The following is an 18,735-nucleotide window of genomic DNA, read 5'->3' on the forward strand; positions in this document are numbered from 1 at the left end:
GTCCTCCCCAAGGTGGGTGACACCAGGGGGACACCCCCTGGGTGGAACCCCTAGGAGCCTTGGTACTACTGCTGTTCGTGGACCTCGACCCCGAACTCGCCGCGCTCCGCGCCCTCGGCGGCTTCTTCGTACTACGCACGGGCGCAGCACCGAACGGCCCGCTGCCGACGCTCGCGGCGATCTACGAAAACCCGGTGTCGGATGTTTACGGAAATTCCCTGACTTTCCGTGTTCATGCCGTCGCGGAGCGTCTCCGGGCCCCTGAGCTGCGCATTTCCGCCTCGATCGCACAACAGGCGCTCGCGGCCCGCTTGTGGTCGGCGGCGCTCGGCTGTGCCGCCCTCTACGGCCGCGTCCCCGACCTCGACCCGCGCCTGCTGCACTGGGACGCGGGCGGCGCCGCACCGGACGACCTGTGGCTGGCCGAGGTCCGCCCGCTGCCCGTCGACGCCCTGGCGGACGTCGTGCTCCACGCCCACCTGGAACCCCTGAACGCGGCCCTGATCGCCCACCACCGCATCTCCGCCGGCCTGCTGTGGGGCAACGCGGCCTCCGCGCTGGCGGGCGCGGCCCGCGAACTCGACCGGTGGGCACGCGCGCGTGGCCGTCCGGAAGTGGCCACGCGCGCGCGTGCCCTCACCGCGGAACTCCTCGCCCACCCCCTCCTCGCCGGCACCGGAACCCTCACCGGAACCGCCTTCCGGCGCCGCAGCTGCTGCCTCTACTACCGGGTCCCCGGCGGCGGGGTCTGCGGGGACTGCTGCTTCACACAACCGCCCGGCCCTTCCGCGAAAGCCGCTTCTGGGTGACCATGAGTGCAATCAGCCGCTGAGAACAAGGGGTTACGGGTGCGAGTGGGACTGCTGACCCGGGAGTACCCGCCGGATGTGTACGGCGGCGCGGGCGTCCATGTGGAGTTCCTGGCCCGGGAGTTGAGGCCCCTGGTCGACCTGGACGTGCACTGCTGGGGCGAGGGCCGCACGGAGGGCGTCGTACGCCACCGCTCCTGGCCGACCCTGGACGGCGCCAACGACGCCCTGCGCACCTTCTCCGTCGACCTCTCCATGGCCGCCGCCCTCGAAGGCCGCGAACTCGTCCACTCCCACACCTGGTACGCCAACCTGGCCGGCCACTTCGCCAAGCTCCTCTACTGCGTCCCGCACGTGATGACCGCCCACTCCCTGGAGCCGCTGCGCCCCTGGAAGGCCGAGCAGCTCGGCGGCGGCTACGCCCTCTCCAGCTGGGCCGAGCGCACCGCGATCGAGGCCGCGGACGCCGTGGTCGCCGTATCGGGAGCCATGCGCGAGGACATCCTCGCCTGCTATCCGTCGCTGGACCCCGCCACCGTACGGGTCATCCACAACGGCATCGACACCACGCTCTACCGCCCCGACCACGGCACCGACGTCCTCACCCGGCTCGGCATCGACCCCGACCGCCCCTACGTGCTGTTCGTCGGCCGCATCACCCGCCAGAAGGGCGTGCCCCATCTGCTGCGCGCGGTGCGCGGCCTCGACCCGGCCGCGCAGGTCGTGCTGTGCGCGGGCGCGCCCGACACGCCCGAGATCGACCGTGAGTTCCGCGACCTCTTCGAGGAGCTGAGCCGGGTCCGCGAGGGCGTGCACTGGATCCCCCAGATGCTGCCCCGACCGGAGGTCATCCAGCTCCTCACCCACGCCACCGTCTTCGCCTGCCCCTCGGTCTACGAGCCCCTGGGGATCGTCAACCTGGAGGCGATGGCCTGCGGTACCGCCGTGGTCGCCTCGCGTGTCGGGGGCATCCCCGAGGTGGTCGCGGACGGCGAGACCGGCCTGCTGGTGTCCATCGAGGAAAACTTCGAGGAGAACCTGGCGACGGCCCTCGACTCCGTGCTCGCCGACCCGGAGACTGCGAAGCGCATGGGCGAGGCAGGGCGGAAGCGCGCGGTGGGCGAGTTCGGCTGGGACGCCGTGGCGCTGCGCACCGCGCGGCTCTACGAGGAGATCCTCAAACAGGCTTAGTGTGCGCTGCTCAGGGGCAGGCTGGGGTCAACCAGGGTGAGGGGAGCGGCCATGCGTCGTGGCGGACCTTCGGTGCTCGGGATCGTACTGGCGGGCGGTGAGGGCAAGCGGCTGATGCCCTTGACCGCCGACCGGGCCAAACCCGCGGTCACCTTCGGCGGCACGTACCGCCTCGTGGATTTCGTACTGTCCAATCTCGTCAACGCCGACATCCTGCGCATCTGCGTCCTCACGCAGTACAAGTCGCACTCGCTGGACCGCCACATCACCACCACCTGGCGCATGTCCAGCCTGCTCGGCAACTACGTCACACCTGTTCCGGCGCAGCAGCGCCTGGGCCCGCGCTGGTACCTCGGCAGCGCGGACGCGATCCTCCAGTCGCTGAACCTGATCTACGACGAGCGCCCCGAGTACGTCGCGGTCTTCGGCGCCGACCACGTCTACCGCATGGACCCCCGGCAGATGCTCGCCCAGCACATCGACAGCGGCGCGGGCGTCACCGTGGCCGGAATCCGTGTCCCGCGCGCGGAGTCCTCGCAGTTCGGCGTGATCACCCCGGGCTCGGACGGCCAGACGGTCGAGCGGTTCCTGGAGAAGCCCGCCGACCCGCCGGGCCTGGTCGACGACCCGGAGTGCGTCTACGCCTCCATGGGCAACTACATCTTCACCACCAAGGCCCTGATAGAGGCCCTCCAGCGGGACGCCGAGGACATCGGCTCGGTGCACGACATGGGCGGCTCGATCCTGCCCGCGCTCACCGACCGGGGCGAGGCCGCGCTCTACGACTTCAGCGCCAACCACGTCCCCGGCGAGACCACCCGCGACCAGGGCTACTGGCGCGACGTCGGCACCCTGGACGCCTACTACGACGCCCACATGGACCTCATCGCCGAGCGCCCCGCCTTCAACCTCTACAACCGCAACTGGCCGATCTACACCCACTCCGGCCAGCTCTCCCCGGCCCGCTTCAACGCCGGCGGCATGGCCAGCGAGTCGATCATCAGCTCCGGCTGCCTCATCCGCGGCCAGGTCACCCGCTCGGTGCTCTCCCCGGGTGTGGTGGTCGACCCGGGAGCCGTCGTCCAGGGCTCGATCCTGCACGACAACGTCCACATCGGGCGCGGCGCGGTGGTCCGGGGCGCCGTCCTGGACAAGAACGTCGAGGTCCCGCCGGGCGCGACGATCGGCGTCAACCCGGAGCGCGACGCCGACCTGTACACGGTCTCCAAGGGCGGGGTCATCGCCCTCGGGAAGGGCCAACTGGTCACGTAGGTACCGGACATCGGCCCCGGTGCGTCTCGACCGCACCGGGGCTTTGCCGTGCCATGACCCAGACTTGTCATGTCCCTGGACGGAAGGCGGAATCCGTGTTGTCATGCCAACTGCTGCCCATGACAACGTTGTTATGGAGGTTCCGTGCGCATCAGACGTCTCAAGGACCGACTCGCGTTACTGCTCGCGCTGGCACTCGGCATCGCCGCCCTGGCGGCCGTCCCCACCGCGAACGCCACCACCGCCGACGACCCCGTCGAGATCCACGGCCTGAAGGGCGAGTACTACACCCAGTCCGCTCCGGGCGCCTTCGACTTCGCCGACCTCAAGGCCACCGGCGTCGACCCGAACCTCGACTTCGACAACCTCGAACCCCGGCTCGCCTTCACCACCGGCCAGTCGGACGACGTCAGCGTCCGCTGGACCGGAAAGATCGTCCCGGCGAAGTCCGGCCCCCACACCTTCTCGATCATCGGCGACAACGGCTTCCGCCTCTGGATCGGCGGACAGCTCGTCATCGACCACTGGGTCGACGACTGGGACACCGAACAGACCGCCGCCCCTGTCGAGTTGACCGCCGGCACGGCCTACGACATCAAGGTCGAGTACTTCGAGCACTACGGAGGCTCCAACCTCCACCTCCGCTGGACCGAACCCGGCGGCACCAAGGTCCCCGTCCCGCAGTCGGCCTTCCGCCTCCCCGACGGCTACGACTACGACGGCGCGATCGCCACCACGGTCACCGGCACCGGCCGCACCCTCAAGCTCGACTTCGCCCAGCCCCTCGCCACACCCCCGGCCGACCTCACCGACCACCTCGAAGCGGTGATCGGCGGCGCCAAGTGGCCCTTGGGGGCGGCTCAGTTGGACCCGACGGACGCGCGAACCCTGCTCGTCCCGCTCACCGAACCCGTCGTGGGCAACAAGACGGGCACCGCCCCCGGCACCGCAGACATCCGCTACGACGGCGCAGCCGGCCTCACCACGGCTGATGGCAACGTTATCAACGCCTTCTGGAGCACCGGCCCGAACCGCTCCACCCACGAACTGCGCACCCGGTGGGCCGACCAGGTGGGCCCGCACAACGCCCTCCCCGAGTACCCGCGCCCCCAGCTCACCCGCACCGACTGGCGCAATCTCAACGGCAGTTGGCAGTTCGCGGCGGCGACAGCGGGGGAGTCCCCGCCCGTCGGCCGGACACTCGCCGAGCGCATCCTCGTCCCGTACCCCGTCGAGTCCCAGCTCTCCGGCCTCGAACGGCACGAGGACCGCATGTGGTACCGCCGCACCTTCACCGTCCCCGCCGACTGGAGGATCGGCTCGGGCAAGCGGCTGATGCTCAACTTCGGTGCCGTCGACTGGCGGGCCGAGGTCTACGTCAACGGCACGAAGGTCACCGAACACCAGGGCGGCTACGACAAGTTCAGCGCCGACGTCACCGACGCCCTGAAGCCCGGCCGCACCCAGGAACTGATCGTCGGCGTCTACGACCCCACGGACGCGTCGAACGGCGAGAACCCCCCGATCGGCAAGCAGCGCCTCGACCCGAGCGGCATCTGGTACACCCCGACCTCGGGCATCTGGCAGACGGTCTGGATGGAACCGGTCGCCACCGACCACGTCGACTCCCTCAAGCTCACCCCGGACGTCACCAAGAGCCAACTCGCCGTCGAGGCACAGGGAGTCAGGGACGGCGTGGCGATCACGGCGACGGCGTACGACGGAAAGCGAGCGGTGGCCACCGCACACGGCCGCACCGGCGCCCCGCTCACCCTGACAGTCAAGAACCCCCAACTCTGGTCGCCCGACAACCCGTTCCTCTACGACCTGAAGGTCACCGTCGGCCAGGACCGCGTCGGCAGCTACTTCGGGATGCGCTCGATCGCCGTCGAGAAGGTGAACGGCGTCCCGCGCACGGTCCTCAACGGCAAGCCGGTCTTCATGATGGCCACCCTCGACCAGGGCTTCTGGCCCGACGGCCTCTACACGGCTCCGACCGACGAGGCACTGGCCCACGACCTCAAGGTGCACAAGGAGTTGGGCTTCAACGCGGTGCGCAAGCACATCAAGGTCGAGCCCGACCGCTGGTTCTACTGGGCCGACCGGCTCGGCCTCATGGTGTGGCAGGACATGCCCGCGACGACCGCCGGGGTGAACCCGTCGCCCGCCGCCCGCGCCGAGTACGAGCGCGAGCTGAAGCAGCTGATCGACCAGCACATCAGCAGCCCGTCGATCGTCATGTGGGTGACGTTCAACGAGGGCTGGGGCCAGTACGACGAGGCCCGCATCGCCGACCAGGCCAAGGCCTGGGACCCGACACGGCTCGTCAACAGCATGTCCGGCATCAACCTCGGCGTCGACGGCGGCACCGGCGACATCATCGACGAACACGGCTATCCCAGCCCCGCCCTGCCACCCCACCCGGACGGTCAACGCGCCCTGGTCAGCGGCGAGTACGGCGGTCTCGGGCTCGCGGTCCCGGGCCACGCCTGGTCGGTCCAGCAGTCGTACGTCGACGTCGACCCGGCCGCCTACACCGACGACTACCTCACCAAGCTCGCCGAGGTGCACGCCCTGACCTGCCAGGGGAGCAACGGCGCGGTCTACACGCAGATCTCCGACGTCGAGGGCGAGTTGAACGGCCTGATGACCTACGACCGGCGGGTACTGAAGCCCGACGCACAACGGGTGAAGGCCGCCCAGCAGGCCCTGATCCACGACGCCTCGCAGGCGACCCCCGCAGGGTGCCCCACCACCTGAACTCCCTTGGAGGACCCATGAGATGGACCCGGCGCCTGCGGTTGTGCATGGCGGGGGCGGTGGCAGTGTCCGCGCTGTTCGCCGCCCCCGCCGCAGCCGAGGCCTCTGTCGACGGTCAACTCACCGACCTGGTCAACCCGTTCATCGGCACCGAGAACGACGGCAACACCTATCCCGGCGCCGCCGTGCCCTTCGGCATGGTGCAGTTCTCGCCGGACACCGGCCACAACACCGGCTACGACTACTCCCAGAACCACATCCGCGGCTTCTCCCTCGTGCACCTCTCCGGCGTCGGCTGCGGCCTCGGCGGCGATCTGCCCGTACTGCCCACGACCGGCGAGGTGACGCAGACCGACTACGCCCAGTACGCGGCCGAGTTCGGCCACGACGACGAGCACGCGAGCCCCGGCTACTACCAAGTCGGCCTGAAAACAGGCATCGAGGCCGAACTGACGGCGACCGCGCGCACCGGCGTCCAGCGCTACACCTTCCCGGCCACCGACAAGGCCAACGTCCTGCTCAACGCGGCCCAGTCGCTGCACTCCGGGGTCTCCTCGCAGGTCGAGGTCCTCGACAACAGGACCGTGCGCACCACCATCACCGGCCGCGGCTTCTGCCAGGACACCAAGCCCTACACCGTCCACACGATCACCCGCTTCGACCGGTCCTTCACCACCTACGGCACCTGGAACGGTCCAACGGTGACCGCCGCTTCCAGGACCGGGAGCGGCGGCGCGTACGTCCGCTTCGACACGACGAAGGACCGTACGGTCGAGGCGACCACGGCCCTGTCGTACGTCGACGCGCACGGCGCGGCCGTCAACCTCCGTGCGGAGGGCGGGAGTTCGTTCGACGCGGTACGCCACCGGGCCCGACGGGCCTGGGAGGACCGGCTCGACGACGTCCGCGCACAAGGCGGTTCCGACGCTCTGCGTCGGACCTTCTACTCGTCCTTGTACCGGTCCTTCCTCGCGCCCAACATCGGCAGCGACGCCGACGGCCGCTACACCGGCTGGGACCAGAAGATCCACCGCGCGAAGGGCTTCACCTACTACCAGAACTGGTCCCTCTGGGACACCTACCGCACCCAGTCCCAACTCCTCGCCCTGCTCGCGCCGCGCGAGGCCCGGGACATGGCGATCTCGGTGATCAGGATCGACGAGGAGAGCGGCTGGCTGCCCAAGTGGGGCTACGGCACGGTCGAGACGAACATCATGACCGGCGACCCGGTGACGCCGTTCCTCACCAACGCCTATCAGCAAGGCCTGTTGAAGGGCTACGAGGAGCGTGCCTACCGGGCGTTGAAGCAGAACGCCGACGGCATGCCGCCCACCGAGTCGGCGGCGGTCGGGCGGGAGGCCAACAAGGAGTACATCGCGGAAGGCTTCGCGCCGTACATCGAGGACCGCCCGCACGCGAAGCCCGGTGACTCCGACTACGACCACGGGGCCTCGGCCACCCTGGAATACGCCCTCTCGGACGCGATGCTCGCGCAGATGGCCCGTGACCTGGGGCACCCCGCCGACGCCGCCCGGTATGCGGCCCGCGCCCAGAGCTACCGGAACATCTTCGACCCCTCGACCGGCTTCTTCCGCGCCCGCGATGCCTTCGGCGCCTTCGTCGGTCCCGCCGACCCGGCGCAGAGCGAGGGCTTCCACGAGGGCACGTCCTGGCAGTACCAGTGGCTGGTACCGCAGGACCTGCCCGGCATGGTCGACCTCATCGGCGGGCGACAGGCGGCCAACGCACGGCTGGACTCCTTCTTCGCCTACGACCAGCTGCTCGCCGACCCCGCGAAGACCGCCCGCGAGGTGTGGGTCAACGGGCCGTACGACTACTACAACGCGGACAAGTACAACCCGCAGAACGAGCCCGACCTGATCGCCCCCTACACCTATCTGTCGACCGGGCAGCCCTGGAAGACGACCGATGTCGTCCATGCGGCGCTGACCCTGTTCACGGACGGCCCGACCGGCATGACCGGCAACGACGACCTCGGCACGATGTCCGCCTGGAACGTGCTGTCGTCGATCGGGATCTTCCCGGTCCAGCCCGGCTACGACACCTGGGGTCTGTCCACGCCCGTCTTCGAGCGGGTCGACCTGACCCTGGACCGCCGCTACTACCCGCACGGCGCCCTCACCATCAAGGCGCCCGGCACCTCCGCCGGCGACCGCTACATCCAGGCGGCCCGGACGGACGGGACGCCGTACGACCGCACCTACCTCACGACCGGGCAGTTGAGGTCCGTACGGTCGCTGGACTTCACGGTCGGCCCGCACCCGTCGGAGTGGGGTACGTCACCCCAGGCGGGACCACCGGCACTGAAGTGACCTCAGGCGCCACTGGAGTCCCGCCCCTCCCAGAGGGGCGGGACCGGGGCTGGATGTAATCTGCTGTTAACTGTGCGTAGCTTGATCGTACTTGACCGTAATCGCTTGTCGGCGCTTGACTGCTTGCTCACCCCTAGTCGACGCGAGGCAAGCCTTTGACTTCCGATCTGCTCGCTCCCCTCGACCTGGCGTTCTGGAACATCGAGTCCGACCGGAACCCGATGCACCTGGGCGCACTCGGCGTCTTCTCGGCACACTCGCCGACCGCGGGAGCCCACGCCGCCGACCTCCTCGCCGCCCGCGCCGCCGCCGTGCCCGGGCTGCGGATGCGCATCCGGGACGTGTGGCAGCCGCTGTCGCTGTCCTTCGGGAGCGCCACCCGCGAGGAGGACCCCGACTTCGACCCGCTGCACCACGTCCGGCTGCACGCCCCGACCGCCGACTTCCAGGAGGTCGCGGGCCGGCTCATGGAACGCCCGCTGGAGCGCGGCCGGCCCCCGTGGGAGGCGCATGTGCTGCCCGGCGAGGACGGTGTCTCCTTCGCCGTGCTGTTCAAGTTCCACCACGCCCTGGCCGACGGACTGCGGGCGCTGACCCTCGCCGCCGCGATCCTCGACCCGATGGACATGCCCGAGCGGCGACCCCGTCCCGAGGAGCCCGCACGCGGTCTCCTGCCCGATGTGCGCAAGCTGCCCGGGCTGCTGCGGGGCGCCCTGTCCGACGTAGGCCGGGCCCTCGACATCGGGGCGTCCGTCGCCCGCTCCACGCTCGACGTCCGTTCGTCGGCGGCGCTGGCCTCCGAGCCGTCGGGCACCCGTCGTACCGCCGGAGTCGTCGTCGACCTCGACGACGTGCACCGGATCCGCAAGACCGTCGGCGGCACCGTCAACGACGTGCTCATCGCCGTCGTCGCGGGCGCCCTGCGCCGCTGGCTCGACGAGCGCGGCGACGGCAGCGAGGGCGTCGCGCCCCGCGCCCTGATCCCCGTCTCCAAACGCCGCCCCCGCAGCGCCCAGCCGCAGGGCAACCGGCTCTCCGGGTACCTGATACGGCTGCCCGTCGACGACCCCGACCCGCTCGGGCGGCTCGACTCGGTGCGCGCGGACATGGACCGCAACAAGGACGCGGGTCCCAACCGGGGCGCGGGCGCCGTCGCCCTGCTCGCCGACCACGTGCCGGCGCTCGGCCACCGGCTCGGCGGACCGTTCGCCGCGCAGGCCGCCCGGCTCTGGTTCGACATCCTCGTCACCAGCGTCCCGCTGCCCAGCATCGGTCTGAAGCTCGGCGGCAACCCGGTCACCGCGGTCTTCCCGTACGCCCCGCTGGCCCGCGGCCAGTCCCTCGCGGTCGCCGTCTCCACCTTCCGGGGACACGTCCACTACGGCCTCGTCGCGGACGCGGCCGCCGTACCGGATCTCGATCTGTTCGCGCGTGCGCTCACCGAGGAGGTGGAGACACTCATCACCGCCTGCGGGTCGTGACGCGGAACGAGTTTGGTGCTGCGGCCCGGCGCTCCGTAAAATTCCCTGTTCGACGGCCGGTGCGCTCTGAGCGCCGCCGCGGACGACCCAAGGAAACGGCAGCGCGATGACGGTGACAGAGAACGGCTCCACGACCCCGGACGAGGTCGTGTACGGGCCCGGCATCGACCCCGAGCGGCTGGCCGTCTGCCTCAGCGTGCTCGACGAGCTGGAGAAGATCGACGTCGACCACCCCGACGCGATCACCGTGCGCCGGGCCACCGCCGGTATCTACCGCAGCGTCAAGCAGCGCCGCCGCCAGGAGCGCCGGGCCGCGAAGACCGCGCACGACAAGGCCGTCACCGAGTCCACCGCGACCGGCTCCGCCCAGCGCATCGACGACGAGACCGAGGGCCTGCTCCCGTCGTCGGTGACGGAGGAGGGCCGGATCGCCGGGATACTCCAGCGACCGCGCTCCTGCTACACCTGCAAGACCCGGTACGTGGAAGTCGACTACTTCTACCACCAGCTCTGTCCCGACTGCGCCCGCCTGAACCGCGAGAAGCGCGACGTCCACGCCGACCTCACCGGCAAGCGCGCGCTGCTCACCGGCGGTCGCGCCAAGATCGGCATGTACATCGCGCTCAGGCTGCTGCGCGACGGCGCCCACACGACGATCACCACGCGCTTCCCCAAGGACGCCATCCGCCGCTTCAAGGCCATGGACGACTCGGCGGACTGGCTGCACCGCCTGGAGGTCGTCGGCATCGACCTCCGCGACCCGGCCCAGGCCGTCGCCCTCGGCGACCAGGTCGCCGAGGCGGGCCCGCTGGACATCCTCATCAACAACGCGACGCAGACCGTACGACGCCTGCCGTCCGCCTACGCCGCGCTCGTCGACGGCGAGAGCGCCCCGCTGCCCGCCGGAGAGCTGCCCGCCCACCACGTCATCGGCGCGTTCGGCTCCGGCGCGGTCGACGGCCTCGCCGCGCTGCCCGTCGGGATCTCCGGCCTCGACGCCCAGCAGGTCGCCGACCTGGCTCTGGTCGCGGGCAACGCCAGCGTCGCCCGGCACCTCGACGGCACCGCCATCGACGCCGGTGGCCTGGTCCCCGACGTGGTCGACACCAACACCTGGGTGCAGACCATCGAGCAGATCTCCCCGGTCGAGCTCCTTGAGACCCAACTCTGCAACTACACCGCGCCGTTCATCCTCATCAGCAAGCTCCGCCCGGCCATGGCCGCCGCCGCGAAGACGGCGACCAGCGGGCGCTCGTACATCGTCAACGTCTCCGCGATGGAGGGCGTCTTCGGGCGCGGCTACAAGGGCGCCGGACACCCGAACACCAACGCCGCCAAGGCCGCGATGAACATGGTGACCCGCACCAGCGGCCAGGAGATGTTCCAGTCCGACGGCATCCTCATGACGTCCGTCGACACCGGCTGGATCACCGACGAACGCCCCCACTACGACAAGCTCCGCCTCGCCGAGGAGGGCTTCCACGCCCCACTTGACCTGGTCGACGGGGCGGCCCGGGTTTACGATCCGATTGTGCGCGGCGAGCAGGGCGAGGACCTGTACGGCGTCTTCCTGAAGGACTACGCGCCCGGCAAGTGGTAACCCGCCACCCCGGCCGCGAGCCGGGGTCCGCCGGGTCCCGGCCCTGGTGAGCGCCGCGCGAGGAGTTCCCATGGCCAGTGCACACGGCATCGATCCGAGGGCCTTCGAAGACCCGCGCAACCACTACCCGACCGACGACCAGTTCTACGCGAGCGACCGCCCGGCACACCCCGTACTGCCGGAGGACCGCCCGCGCGGCGGCGGGCCCACGACCACGGTCAAGCACCGTGGGACCTGGGCCACCGTCGCACTCCTCGCCGGGATCGTCCTGCTGATCCTCGTGGGGATCGCCCTGTTCCCGTGAGCGAGCCGGTCATGAGTGCGGCGGTCCCGCCGACCTCAGCCGGTCGTGGACGGCGTACCCGCCCGACGTGTACGCCGCGCGCACCCGTGTCCCGCCGTCCACCAGCAGCTCCGCCCCGGTGATCCACTCGGCCTGGTCGGAGGCCAGCCACAGCACAGCCCGTGCGATGTCGGCCGGTTCCCCGATCCGGCCGAGCGGCAGCCCGGCGGCGACCTCCGCCTCGCCCGGCTCCCACACGAAGCGCGCCATCTCGGTGCGTACGAGTCCCGGGGAGACGGAGTTGACCCGCACCCCCGGCGCGAGTTCCCCCGCGAGCTGCTGCGTGAGGTGCAGCAGCGCCGCCTTGCTGGTCGAGTAGGCCCCCACGTTCGGCCCGACATGCGCGGCACCCTCGGTGCACACGTTGACCACCGCACCGCCGTGCTCCCGCATCCACGCCCGCCACGCGCACTGCACCAACCGCAGCGGCGCCTCGACGTTCACGGTGAAGGCAGCCCGCCAGGCATCCGGATCGGCTTCCATCAGCGGGCCGTACGGCTGGTTCGTCGCCGCGTTGTTGACGACCACGTCGATCCGCCCGAAGGCACGCAGCACGAACTCGGCCAATTCCCTCGGGTGTTCGGGGTCGCCGACATCCCCGGGCAGTCCGACCCCGCCCAACTCCGCCGCGACACGCGCCACTTCACCGGAGTCCCGTGCGCTCACGCACACCTGGGCCCCGGCCCCGGCGAACGCCTCGGCGACCGCGCGCCCGATCCCGCGCGTGCCGCCGGTGACCAGGACGGCCCGACCGCGCAGACCGTACGACGACGACATCATCGCCGTACGATCTCATGACGGACCGTCAGTCGACAGCCCCCAGGCGGGAGTTGGGCAACCGTGAGTTCCGGGCGGCGACGATGCCGAGGACCGTGCGCCAGTCCTCCAGGACGCCGGCGTCGAGGTCGACGACCTTGGCCGCGTCGTCGGCCTGGCGGAGGGTGATCGCGTCGTCGGCGAGCGGATCGCGCTCGAAGGCGGCGGCCTCGGCGTGGGACATCGGACCGCCCTGGGCCCGAAGGGTCAGCGTGCTCTGCGCGGACAGGTCGTGGTCCGGCGAGACGGTGGCCAGGTAACGCTTCGCCGGCACATGCAGGCGGACCAGGTGGGCGACCCGGTCGCCGAGCAGGGCGTGGACGGCGTCCGCCGCGTGGTCGGCGTGTCCGGCGTCGTCGCCGGGTTGGAGGAGATGTCCGATGTCGTGGACCAGGCCGGCGACCTGGAGTTCCTTGTCGGCGGGGCGACTTCGGCGCAGCAGTGCGGCGGTCTGCAGTGCGTGGTCGTGCAGATCGACCGGATCACCGCTCCGGTCCGGGGTGTCCCAGGCGCCCCGGCAGGCGTACAGCAGGTCCATCAGCTCCTCGACGCTGCGCAACTCCATGCGTCAGTCCTCCCGCGAGACAGCCTGTGCGGAACGCCAGGAGATCATGGCGAGCTTTCGGACCGGCCAACGGGACCTGAACTGCGCGACGCCTTCGGTGACGCAGGCCATGCGCCGGCTCGGGAGTCGCCGCTATGGGGAGTCGGGCCGCGTGCGGACGGAGTCCTGTCCGGCCAGGCCGTGCAGGAGGGTGTCGATCATCCGCTCGATCCGGTCCTCCTCGACGGGTTGCCGGACGAGCAGTGCTCTGAAGTGGAGCGGTGCGACCAGCAGTTCGAGGGTGAGCTGGTGATCGGCGTCGGCCGGGAGTTCACGGCGGTCGATGGCGCGGTCGACGACGACTCGGGTGACGTCGTAGCGGCTCTCCCCGAACTGGGCGCGACTCTCGGCCAGTTGAGGATCCTCCTCGGCCGTGGCCATCGCCTGGGCCAGTGCGATGCCCAGGGGGGTGTCCAGGTAGGCCCATCTGCTCGCGCCCTTCGACCTCCCCGCCGACCGGCCGGTGGTGCTCGCCGGCGGGGGCGTGGACAGCTGGAAGATGGATGTGCACGGGCTGACGGTGCTCCTGGCCATCCACCTCCGGGCCCGGGTGCTGGTCTTCGACATCGCGGGCACCGGCGAATCGACGGTGCCGATGACCGGCGTCGGCGGCGCGGAGCTGGTCACCGGGCTGATCGGGCACGCCCGGTCGCCGGGCAACGTAGTGGTCGCGCATGTGGGCAGCTCGATGGGCGGGTATTTCTCGGCCCGGTCGGGTCTCGGCGGTGAGGTCGACGCCGCCGTGGTGCTGGGCGGGCCGGTCGAAGCGGCGTTCACCGACGCGCGCAAGGACGCCTTCGGGATGGACGGGATCCTCGGCAACGCGATGGGCTTCGACGCGCCGCCCACCCGCGAGCAACTGGTCGCGGGCCGGGCCGAGTTCTCGCTCCGCCCACTGCTCGACCAGGACCGCAACAGCCCCATGCTGGTGGTGAACGGCGCCGACGACGTCCACGTGCCGCAGCACGACACCCTGGTGTTTCAGGGCCGCCGCGACACCGTCGTGAACCTCGTCCCCGACACCGGGCACTGCGCGGTGAGCAAGCTGCCCGAGGTGTTCCCGGCGATCATCGGCTGGCTGGACGGCGCGCTGGCCGACAAGGCGGAGACGGACCGGTGAGCGGCCGGTCATGGTTTCTGGGTGGCCCGGTGTACGAACGCGGGTGGCAGGTTCGGCCAGACCACGGTCGAGCGTTCCAACTCGCTGAAGCGGCGGGCCAGTTCGGCGGTGAAGTGCCGGGCGGGTGGTGTCCAGGCCGCGTGGAGGTAGGCGAAGGTGGCGAACCGGCCGCCGGGCGTGAGGACTTCGGCCACGGCGTCCAGGATGCGCCCGCGCTGTTCCCGGGCCATGACGGTCCACGGCAGCCCGGAGACCACCGCATCAGCCGGTTCGCCTGCCACGCCCGCCAGTTCGGCCGCCGAGCCGCGCACCACGGTCAGGCGTGTGTCCCGCCGGGTGGCCGAAAGCCTCGCCGCGAGCGCCGGGTTGAGCTCGATCGCGACTAGCCGTGCCGAGGGCGCGAGCCGGGCCAGGATCGCGTCCGTGAACACCCCGGTTCCCGGGCCGAGTTCGACCACGAGCCGGGCCTCCTCCAGGCCGATGCCCTCGGTCATCGCATACGCCAGCCGTCGTGAACTGGCCGCCACGGCACCGGTCATGAGGGGCCGTCTGAGGAATTCGGTGGTGATCGACATGGCGGCCATGGTGGAAGCGCCCGGGGTGGCCGTTCGTCGTGTCCCCGGGCGGTGCGTGTACGACCGTGGGAGGACCCCATGACGCCCGCCGGGACGATGTGGGGGAGCGGTCCCGGCCGTAGCGTGAAGTGGTGCTTCGGCTGATCGAGACCCTGTCCCGCCTGCGGCGGAGCCGCCCGTGGCTGACGGACGCCCTGCTGGTCGTGCTGGTGGCGGTGCCGCCGGTGATCCGACCGGAGCCGGGCTGGCGGCCGGTCTGGGTGCAGGCGGTCGTGTACGTCGCCCTGGTACTGCCCCTGCTGTGGCGCCGCCGCCGGCCGGTGCTGGTCGCGGCCCTGGTGACGGCGGTGTTCTGGGCGCAGTTCCTCGGACAGGTGTGGGGGCAGGAGCCGGGACGCGGCGCCGTCGCCCTGGCCGCGGCCCTGGCCACCCTCACGGTGCGCGGCCTGCGCCGCGCCGCCGCGGTGACCGTGGTCTGCGCCGCCGGCTGCGTGGTGCTGTGGATTCCCGCGTGGCAGCGGGACTACGGCGCCGGCCCGGGTGCCCGGGGTGCCTGGCTCACTCCGCTCGCGGTGGGCCTTCTGCTGGCCGGGGCCTGGGTGTTCGGCGAGTACGTCCGGGCCCGGCGCGCCTACGTCGCCGAGTTCGAACGGCGGGCCGCGCTCGCCGAATCGGAACGCCTCGCCCTGGCCAAGGTCGCCGTCGCCGAGGAACGGGCCCGCATCGCCCGCGAGATCCACGACGTCCTCGCGCACAGCGTGAGCGTGATGGTGCTCAACGCGGAGGGCGGCAGGCTGATGCGGCACGTCGACCCCGCCGTCGTCGACCGCACCCTCGGCGTCATCAGCGCGACCGGCCGCGAGGCCCTGGGCGAACTGCGCCGACTGCTGGAGGTGTTGCGCACCCCTGACGCGGGCGCAGACTCCGGTTCCGCTCCCGATGGCGCCGATCCCGGCGGTTCCGCTCCCGATGGCGCCGGCGAACGCCTCTCGGCCGATCTGCGGCGGCTGGTCGGACGACTCAACACCAGTGGCAGGCAAGCCCAGTTGGACCTGCGCGGAGAACAGGACGGCCTTCCGGCGGATCTCAGCGCGCAGACGTACCGCATCGTGCAGGAGGCGCTCACCAACGTCGTCAAGCACGCCCCGCCGGACGCGACGGTCCACGTACGGGTCGACACCGGCAGCCAGGGGCCCGGCCGGCTGGTGCGCGTCAGGGTGGAGAACTCGGCCGGAGCGACGGACCGGCGCCCGGCTCCGCTGCTCCCCTCCGGCCGCGGGCTCACCGGCATGCGCGAGCGAACCGCCCTGTACGGCGGACGCGTCGACGCCGGCCCCACAACCGACGGCGGCTACCGCGTCGTAGCGACCCTGCGTCCTGCCCGGCACGAGCCCACCGCGGCGACCCGATGAAGGAACAGGCCCCGACCCCGAATCGCTTCGCGTCATCGGCATCGACGTCCCGGGTGCTGATCTGCGACGACCAGGAGCTGATCCGGATGGGGCTGCGCATGGTCGTCGACAGCCAGCCCGATCTGACCGTGGTGGGTGAGGCCGCCGACGGCGACGCGGCGATCGCGGGTGTGGCCGCCCTGGAGCCGGACCTCGTCCTGATGGACGTCCGCATGCCCGGGCTGGACGGGCTCGCCGCGACCGAGATCCTCTGCGCGCGGCCCCAGGGGCCGCGCATCCTGCTGGTCACCACCTTCGACCTCGACGAGTACGCCTACGCGGCGCTGCGGGCCGGCGCGAACGGCTTCCTCGTGAAGGACGCCCCCGCCGAGGAGATCCTGGTGACCGTCCGCGCGGTGCTGCGGGGCGCGACCATGGTGGCGCCCTCGCTGACCCGGCGCCTGGTCGAACGCTTCGTCCTGCACGCCCCCGTGACCGCGCCCGCCCAGCGCGACCGCCTGGCGGCCCTCACCGAGCGGGAACGCGAAGTCCTCGCCCTGGTCGCCAAGGGACTCGCGAACGGCGAGATCGCGGACCGCCTCTTCGTCGGGGAGACGACCGTCAAGACCCACCTCGGCCGGATCCTGACCAAGCTCGGCCTCCGGGACCGTATCCACGCGGTGATCTTCGCCTACGAGAGCGGGCTGGTACGAGTCGGGGACTGAGCGGTGGCGCCCCGAAAACCGGGATACAGCCCCCACCAGTGATGGCTACAGTGAGTGACATGACGATCACGTTCCGCGCGGCATTCGGGAGGGCGGTGGCGGCGGCGCTCCTGGCCGTGGCCGCCCTCCCGGCGACCGCGGTCGCTGTTCCGCAGACCCCGATCACGCCCACCGACCCGGCTCCGGACCAGCGGCATCTCGTCTGGAAGACCTGTGCCCGCGGTCCCGACGACGACACCGGCAAGGCCCTCGACCGGGCCGGCGCCCAATGCGCCGACCTGGCGGTCCCGCTGGACTACGCGACCCCCGGCGGCCGGACGATCGGCATCGCGGTGGCCCGCCTCCGGGCCGCCGACCCCGCCCACCGCATCGGCACGCTGCTCTACAACATGGGCGGACCGGCGGATCCGGCGATCGAGTCCCTGTTGGCCGTCGGCGCGGCGATGGGGGAGACGGCCCGGCGCTACGACATCGTCGGCGTGGACCCGCGCTTCACCGGCCGCAACACACCACTCGACTGCGGCTGGCGGACCGAGACCTACTTCCGCTCGGCGGGATCGGACCGGGCGGGCTTCGAGCGCACGAGGGACTTCGAACGCGGCCTCGCCGAACAGTGCCGCGACCGAGCCGCAGCCCTTCTGCCCCACGTCTCCACGCGCAACGCGGCCCGCGACATGGACGCCGTCCGCGCCGCCCTCGGCGAGCGCCGGATCTCCTACTACGGCGTCTCGTACGGCACGTATCTGGGTGAGGTCTACACGGCGATGTTCCCCGGCCGCACCGACCGTGTCGTCCTCGACGGCGTGCACGATCCGAGCCGCCTCGCCCCCTGGGCGGAGTACGGCACGGAGAAGGTCGACGAGGACGCCCTGCGCCACTGGGCGGGCTGGGCGGCGGCCCACGACGGGACGTACGGGCTGGGCTCCACCGCCGACGCCGTGCTCGCCACCCTCGACGGCATCCAGTCCGCGGCCGTCGGGCGACCGTTGGCCATCGGCCCGTACCGGGTGGACCGGCACGTGGCGCCGCTGTTCGAGTACGCGGTCCTCGGCGACGACACGGAGGAGGGGGACGCGCTCGTCGCGGGTGTCTTCCGCACCCTCAAGCAGGCCGCCGACACCGGACACGCCGAGCCGGACGCCTTCCTCACCGCCTTCCTGGCGGCGACGCTGACCGGCGACGGCTCCGCGTACGGCAGCACCCAGACCGCGTACCTGTGCGCCGACACACCGGGACCGCGCGACACCGAGGTCCACTGGCGCGCGATCGAACGGACCCGCGCCCGGCACCCGCTGTTCGGCCCGCTCCTCAACAACGTCACCCCGTGTTCCTTCTGGCCGCGGCCCGTGGAGCGGCCGGTCACCACCGTCCAGAACAACATCCCGGCCCTCATGGTCAACGCCACCGGCGACCCCCGGGTGCCGTACTCGGAGGCCCGGCAGATGCATGCCAGGTGGCCCGCGTCCCGGTTCGTCACCGTCACCGGCTCCTACCGGCACGGGGTGTACGGCACCGACTACGGCGACGTCTGCGTCAACGACACCGTCAACGCCTACCTCGCCACCGGACGGCTCCCTGCGGCCGACCGAATTTGTGGGCCCGTACGGCCGGCGCGGCAATGAAGGGGCGTAGCCCCGCTCCCCGGACACCGGCGGCATCCGGTCCCGCCGCGTCCCCGAACCCGGAAGCTCCGGTTCGTGGCGCCGAACCGACTG

The 18,735-nt window shown here is 71.3% G+C and carries 16 protein-coding genes; 12 read left to right on the plus strand and 4 right to left on the minus strand.

The window, feature by feature from the left end; translation table 11 throughout:
• The first annotated feature begins 59 nt into the window (after positions 1–59).
• From ACQHII_RS41865 to ACQHII_RS41900, 8 genes are all read left to right on the plus strand, one after another.
• A complete protein-coding gene (locus ACQHII_RS41865; RefSeq protein WP_427924142.1) occupies positions 60–809 on the plus strand; it encodes a (2Fe-2S)-binding protein in 750 nt (249 codons plus the stop codon).
• 39 nt (positions 810–848) lie between these two features.
• Positions 849–2,000 (plus strand): glycogen synthase, encoded by a 1,152-nt coding sequence (glgA, locus tag ACQHII_RS41870; RefSeq protein ID WP_427924143.1) that lies wholly within the window; start codon positions 849–851, stop codon positions 1,998–2,000.
• A gap of 51 nt (positions 2,001–2,051) precedes the next feature.
• On the plus strand, positions 2,052–3,272 hold the full coding sequence (gene glgC, locus ACQHII_RS41875; protein WP_427924144.1) for a glucose-1-phosphate adenylyltransferase: 1,221 nt from the start codon (positions 2,052–2,054) through the stop codon (positions 3,270–3,272).
• Between the two features lie 144 nt (positions 3,273–3,416).
• Entirely contained in the window at positions 3,417–6,032 is a 2,616-nt protein-coding gene (locus ACQHII_RS41880) for a PA14 domain-containing protein (RefSeq protein WP_427924145.1), read from the plus strand.
• 17 nt (positions 6,033–6,049) lie between these two features.
• Positions 6,050–8,365, plus strand: a complete 2,316-nt coding sequence (locus ACQHII_RS41885) for a GH92 family glycosyl hydrolase (RefSeq protein WP_427924146.1) — start codon at positions 6,050–6,052, stop codon at positions 8,363–8,365.
• Between the two features lie 155 nt (positions 8,366–8,520).
• The gene (locus ACQHII_RS41890; protein ID WP_427924147.1) at positions 8,521–9,846 is read left to right on the plus strand and encodes a wax ester/triacylglycerol synthase family O-acyltransferase; all 1,326 of its coding nucleotides are present in this window, start codon (positions 8,521–8,523) and stop codon (positions 9,844–9,846) included.
• Between the two features lie 106 nt (positions 9,847–9,952).
• The gene (locus ACQHII_RS41895) at positions 9,953–11,446 is read left to right on the plus strand and encodes an SDR family NAD(P)-dependent oxidoreductase (protein WP_427924148.1); all 1,494 of its coding nucleotides are present in this window, start codon (positions 9,953–9,955) and stop codon (positions 11,444–11,446) included.
• Between the two features lie 70 nt (positions 11,447–11,516).
• The gene (locus ACQHII_RS41900) at positions 11,517–11,750 is read left to right on the plus strand and encodes a hypothetical protein (protein WP_427924149.1); all 234 of its coding nucleotides are present in this window, start codon (positions 11,517–11,519) and stop codon (positions 11,748–11,750) included.
• A 9-nt stretch (positions 11,751–11,759) separates the two neighbouring features.
• Here ACQHII_RS41900 and ACQHII_RS41905 read toward each other — a convergent pair whose 3' ends face one another.
• The 3 genes from ACQHII_RS41905 to ACQHII_RS41915 form a co-directional block, all read right to left on the minus strand.
• Positions 11,760–12,566 carry an SDR family oxidoreductase gene (locus ACQHII_RS41905; protein WP_427925526.1) on the minus strand — a complete coding sequence of 269 codons (807 nt, stop codon included), beginning with the start codon at positions 12,564–12,566 and terminating at the stop codon, positions 11,760–11,762.
• A 28-nt stretch (positions 12,567–12,594) separates the two neighbouring features.
• Positions 12,595–13,170, minus strand: a complete 576-nt coding sequence (locus ACQHII_RS41910) for an HD domain-containing protein (RefSeq protein ID WP_427924150.1) — start codon at positions 13,168–13,170, stop codon at positions 12,595–12,597.
• Between the two features lie 132 nt (positions 13,171–13,302).
• Positions 13,303–13,743, minus strand: a complete 441-nt coding sequence (locus tag ACQHII_RS41915) for a TetR-like C-terminal domain-containing protein (RefSeq protein ID WP_427924151.1) — start codon at positions 13,741–13,743, stop codon at positions 13,303–13,305.
• Here ACQHII_RS41915 and ACQHII_RS41920 point away from each other — a divergent pair.
• A complete protein-coding gene (locus tag ACQHII_RS41920) occupies positions 13,709–14,329 on the plus strand; it encodes an alpha/beta hydrolase family protein (RefSeq protein ID WP_427924152.1) in 621 nt (206 codons plus the stop codon). The two genes, ACQHII_RS41915 and ACQHII_RS41920, sit on opposite strands and share 35 nt — an antisense overlap.
• Positions 14,330–14,337: 8 nt before the next feature.
• Here ACQHII_RS41920 and ACQHII_RS41925 read toward each other — a convergent pair whose 3' ends face one another.
• On the minus strand, positions 14,338–14,904 hold the full coding sequence (locus ACQHII_RS41925) for a class I SAM-dependent methyltransferase (protein ID WP_427924153.1): 567 nt from the start codon (positions 14,902–14,904) through the stop codon (positions 14,338–14,340).
• Between the two features lie 131 nt (positions 14,905–15,035).
• Here ACQHII_RS41925 and ACQHII_RS41930 point away from each other — a divergent pair, with 131 nt between their 5' ends.
• The 3 genes from ACQHII_RS41930 to ACQHII_RS41940 are packed head-to-tail and all read left to right on the plus strand — an operon-like array spanning position 15,036 to position 18,642.
• Entirely contained in the window at positions 15,036–16,316 is a 1,281-nt protein-coding gene (locus tag ACQHII_RS41930) for a sensor histidine kinase (RefSeq protein WP_427924154.1), read from the plus strand.
• Complete coding sequence (locus ACQHII_RS41935; RefSeq protein ID WP_427924155.1) at positions 16,313–17,020, plus strand: response regulator; 708 nt, start codon at positions 16,313–16,315, stop codon at positions 17,018–17,020. Before ACQHII_RS41930 ends, ACQHII_RS41935 begins: the two co-directional genes overlap by 4 nt.
• 59 nt (positions 17,021–17,079) lie before the next feature.
• Positions 17,080–18,642 (plus strand): alpha/beta hydrolase, encoded by a 1,563-nt coding sequence (locus ACQHII_RS41940; RefSeq protein WP_427924156.1) that lies wholly within the window; start codon positions 17,080–17,082, stop codon positions 18,640–18,642.
• Positions 18,643–18,735: the final 93 nt, after the last annotated feature.

Source organism: Streptomyces sp. cg40 (assembly GCF_050320165.1).
Classification (GTDB): domain Bacteria; phylum Actinomycetota; class Actinomycetes; order Streptomycetales; family Streptomycetaceae; genus Streptomyces; species Streptomyces hokutonensis.

Bases quoted from the DNA above. Each gene is read 5' to 3' on its own strand.
- ACQHII_RS41925 (WP_427924153.1), bottom strand. From the start codon at position 14,904: ATGTCGATCACCACCGAATTCCTCAGACGGCCCCTCATGACCGGTGCC.
- ACQHII_RS41905 (WP_427925526.1), bottom strand. From the start codon at position 12,566: ATGTCGTCGTCGTACGGTCTGCGCGGTCGGGCCGTCCTGGTCACCGGC.
- ACQHII_RS41885 (WP_427924146.1), top strand. From the start codon at position 6,050: ATGAGATGGACCCGGCGCCTGCGGTTGTGCATGGCGGGGGCGGTGGCA.
- ACQHII_RS41900 (WP_427924149.1), top strand. From the start codon at position 11,517: ATGGCCAGTGCACACGGCATCGATCCGAGGGCCTTCGAAGACCCGCGC.
- ACQHII_RS41915 (WP_427924151.1), bottom strand. From the start codon at position 13,743: ATGGCCAGGAGCACCGTCAGCCCGTGCACATCCATCTTCCAGCTGTCC.
- glgC (WP_427924144.1), top strand. From the start codon at position 2,052: ATGCGTCGTGGCGGACCTTCGGTGCTCGGGATCGTACTGGCGGGCGGT.
- ACQHII_RS41935 (WP_427924155.1), top strand. From the start codon at position 16,313: ATGAAGGAACAGGCCCCGACCCCGAATCGCTTCGCGTCATCGGCATCG.
- ACQHII_RS41895 (WP_427924148.1), top strand. From the start codon at position 9,953: ATGACGGTGACAGAGAACGGCTCCACGACCCCGGACGAGGTCGTGTAC.
- ACQHII_RS41920 (WP_427924152.1), top strand. From the start codon at position 13,709: ATGGATGTGCACGGGCTGACGGTGCTCCTGGCCATCCACCTCCGGGCC.
- ACQHII_RS41910 (WP_427924150.1), bottom strand. From the start codon at position 13,170: ATGGAGTTGCGCAGCGTCGAGGAGCTGATGGACCTGCTGTACGCCTGC.
- ACQHII_RS41940 (WP_427924156.1), top strand. From the start codon at position 17,080: ATGACGATCACGTTCCGCGCGGCATTCGGGAGGGCGGTGGCGGCGGCG.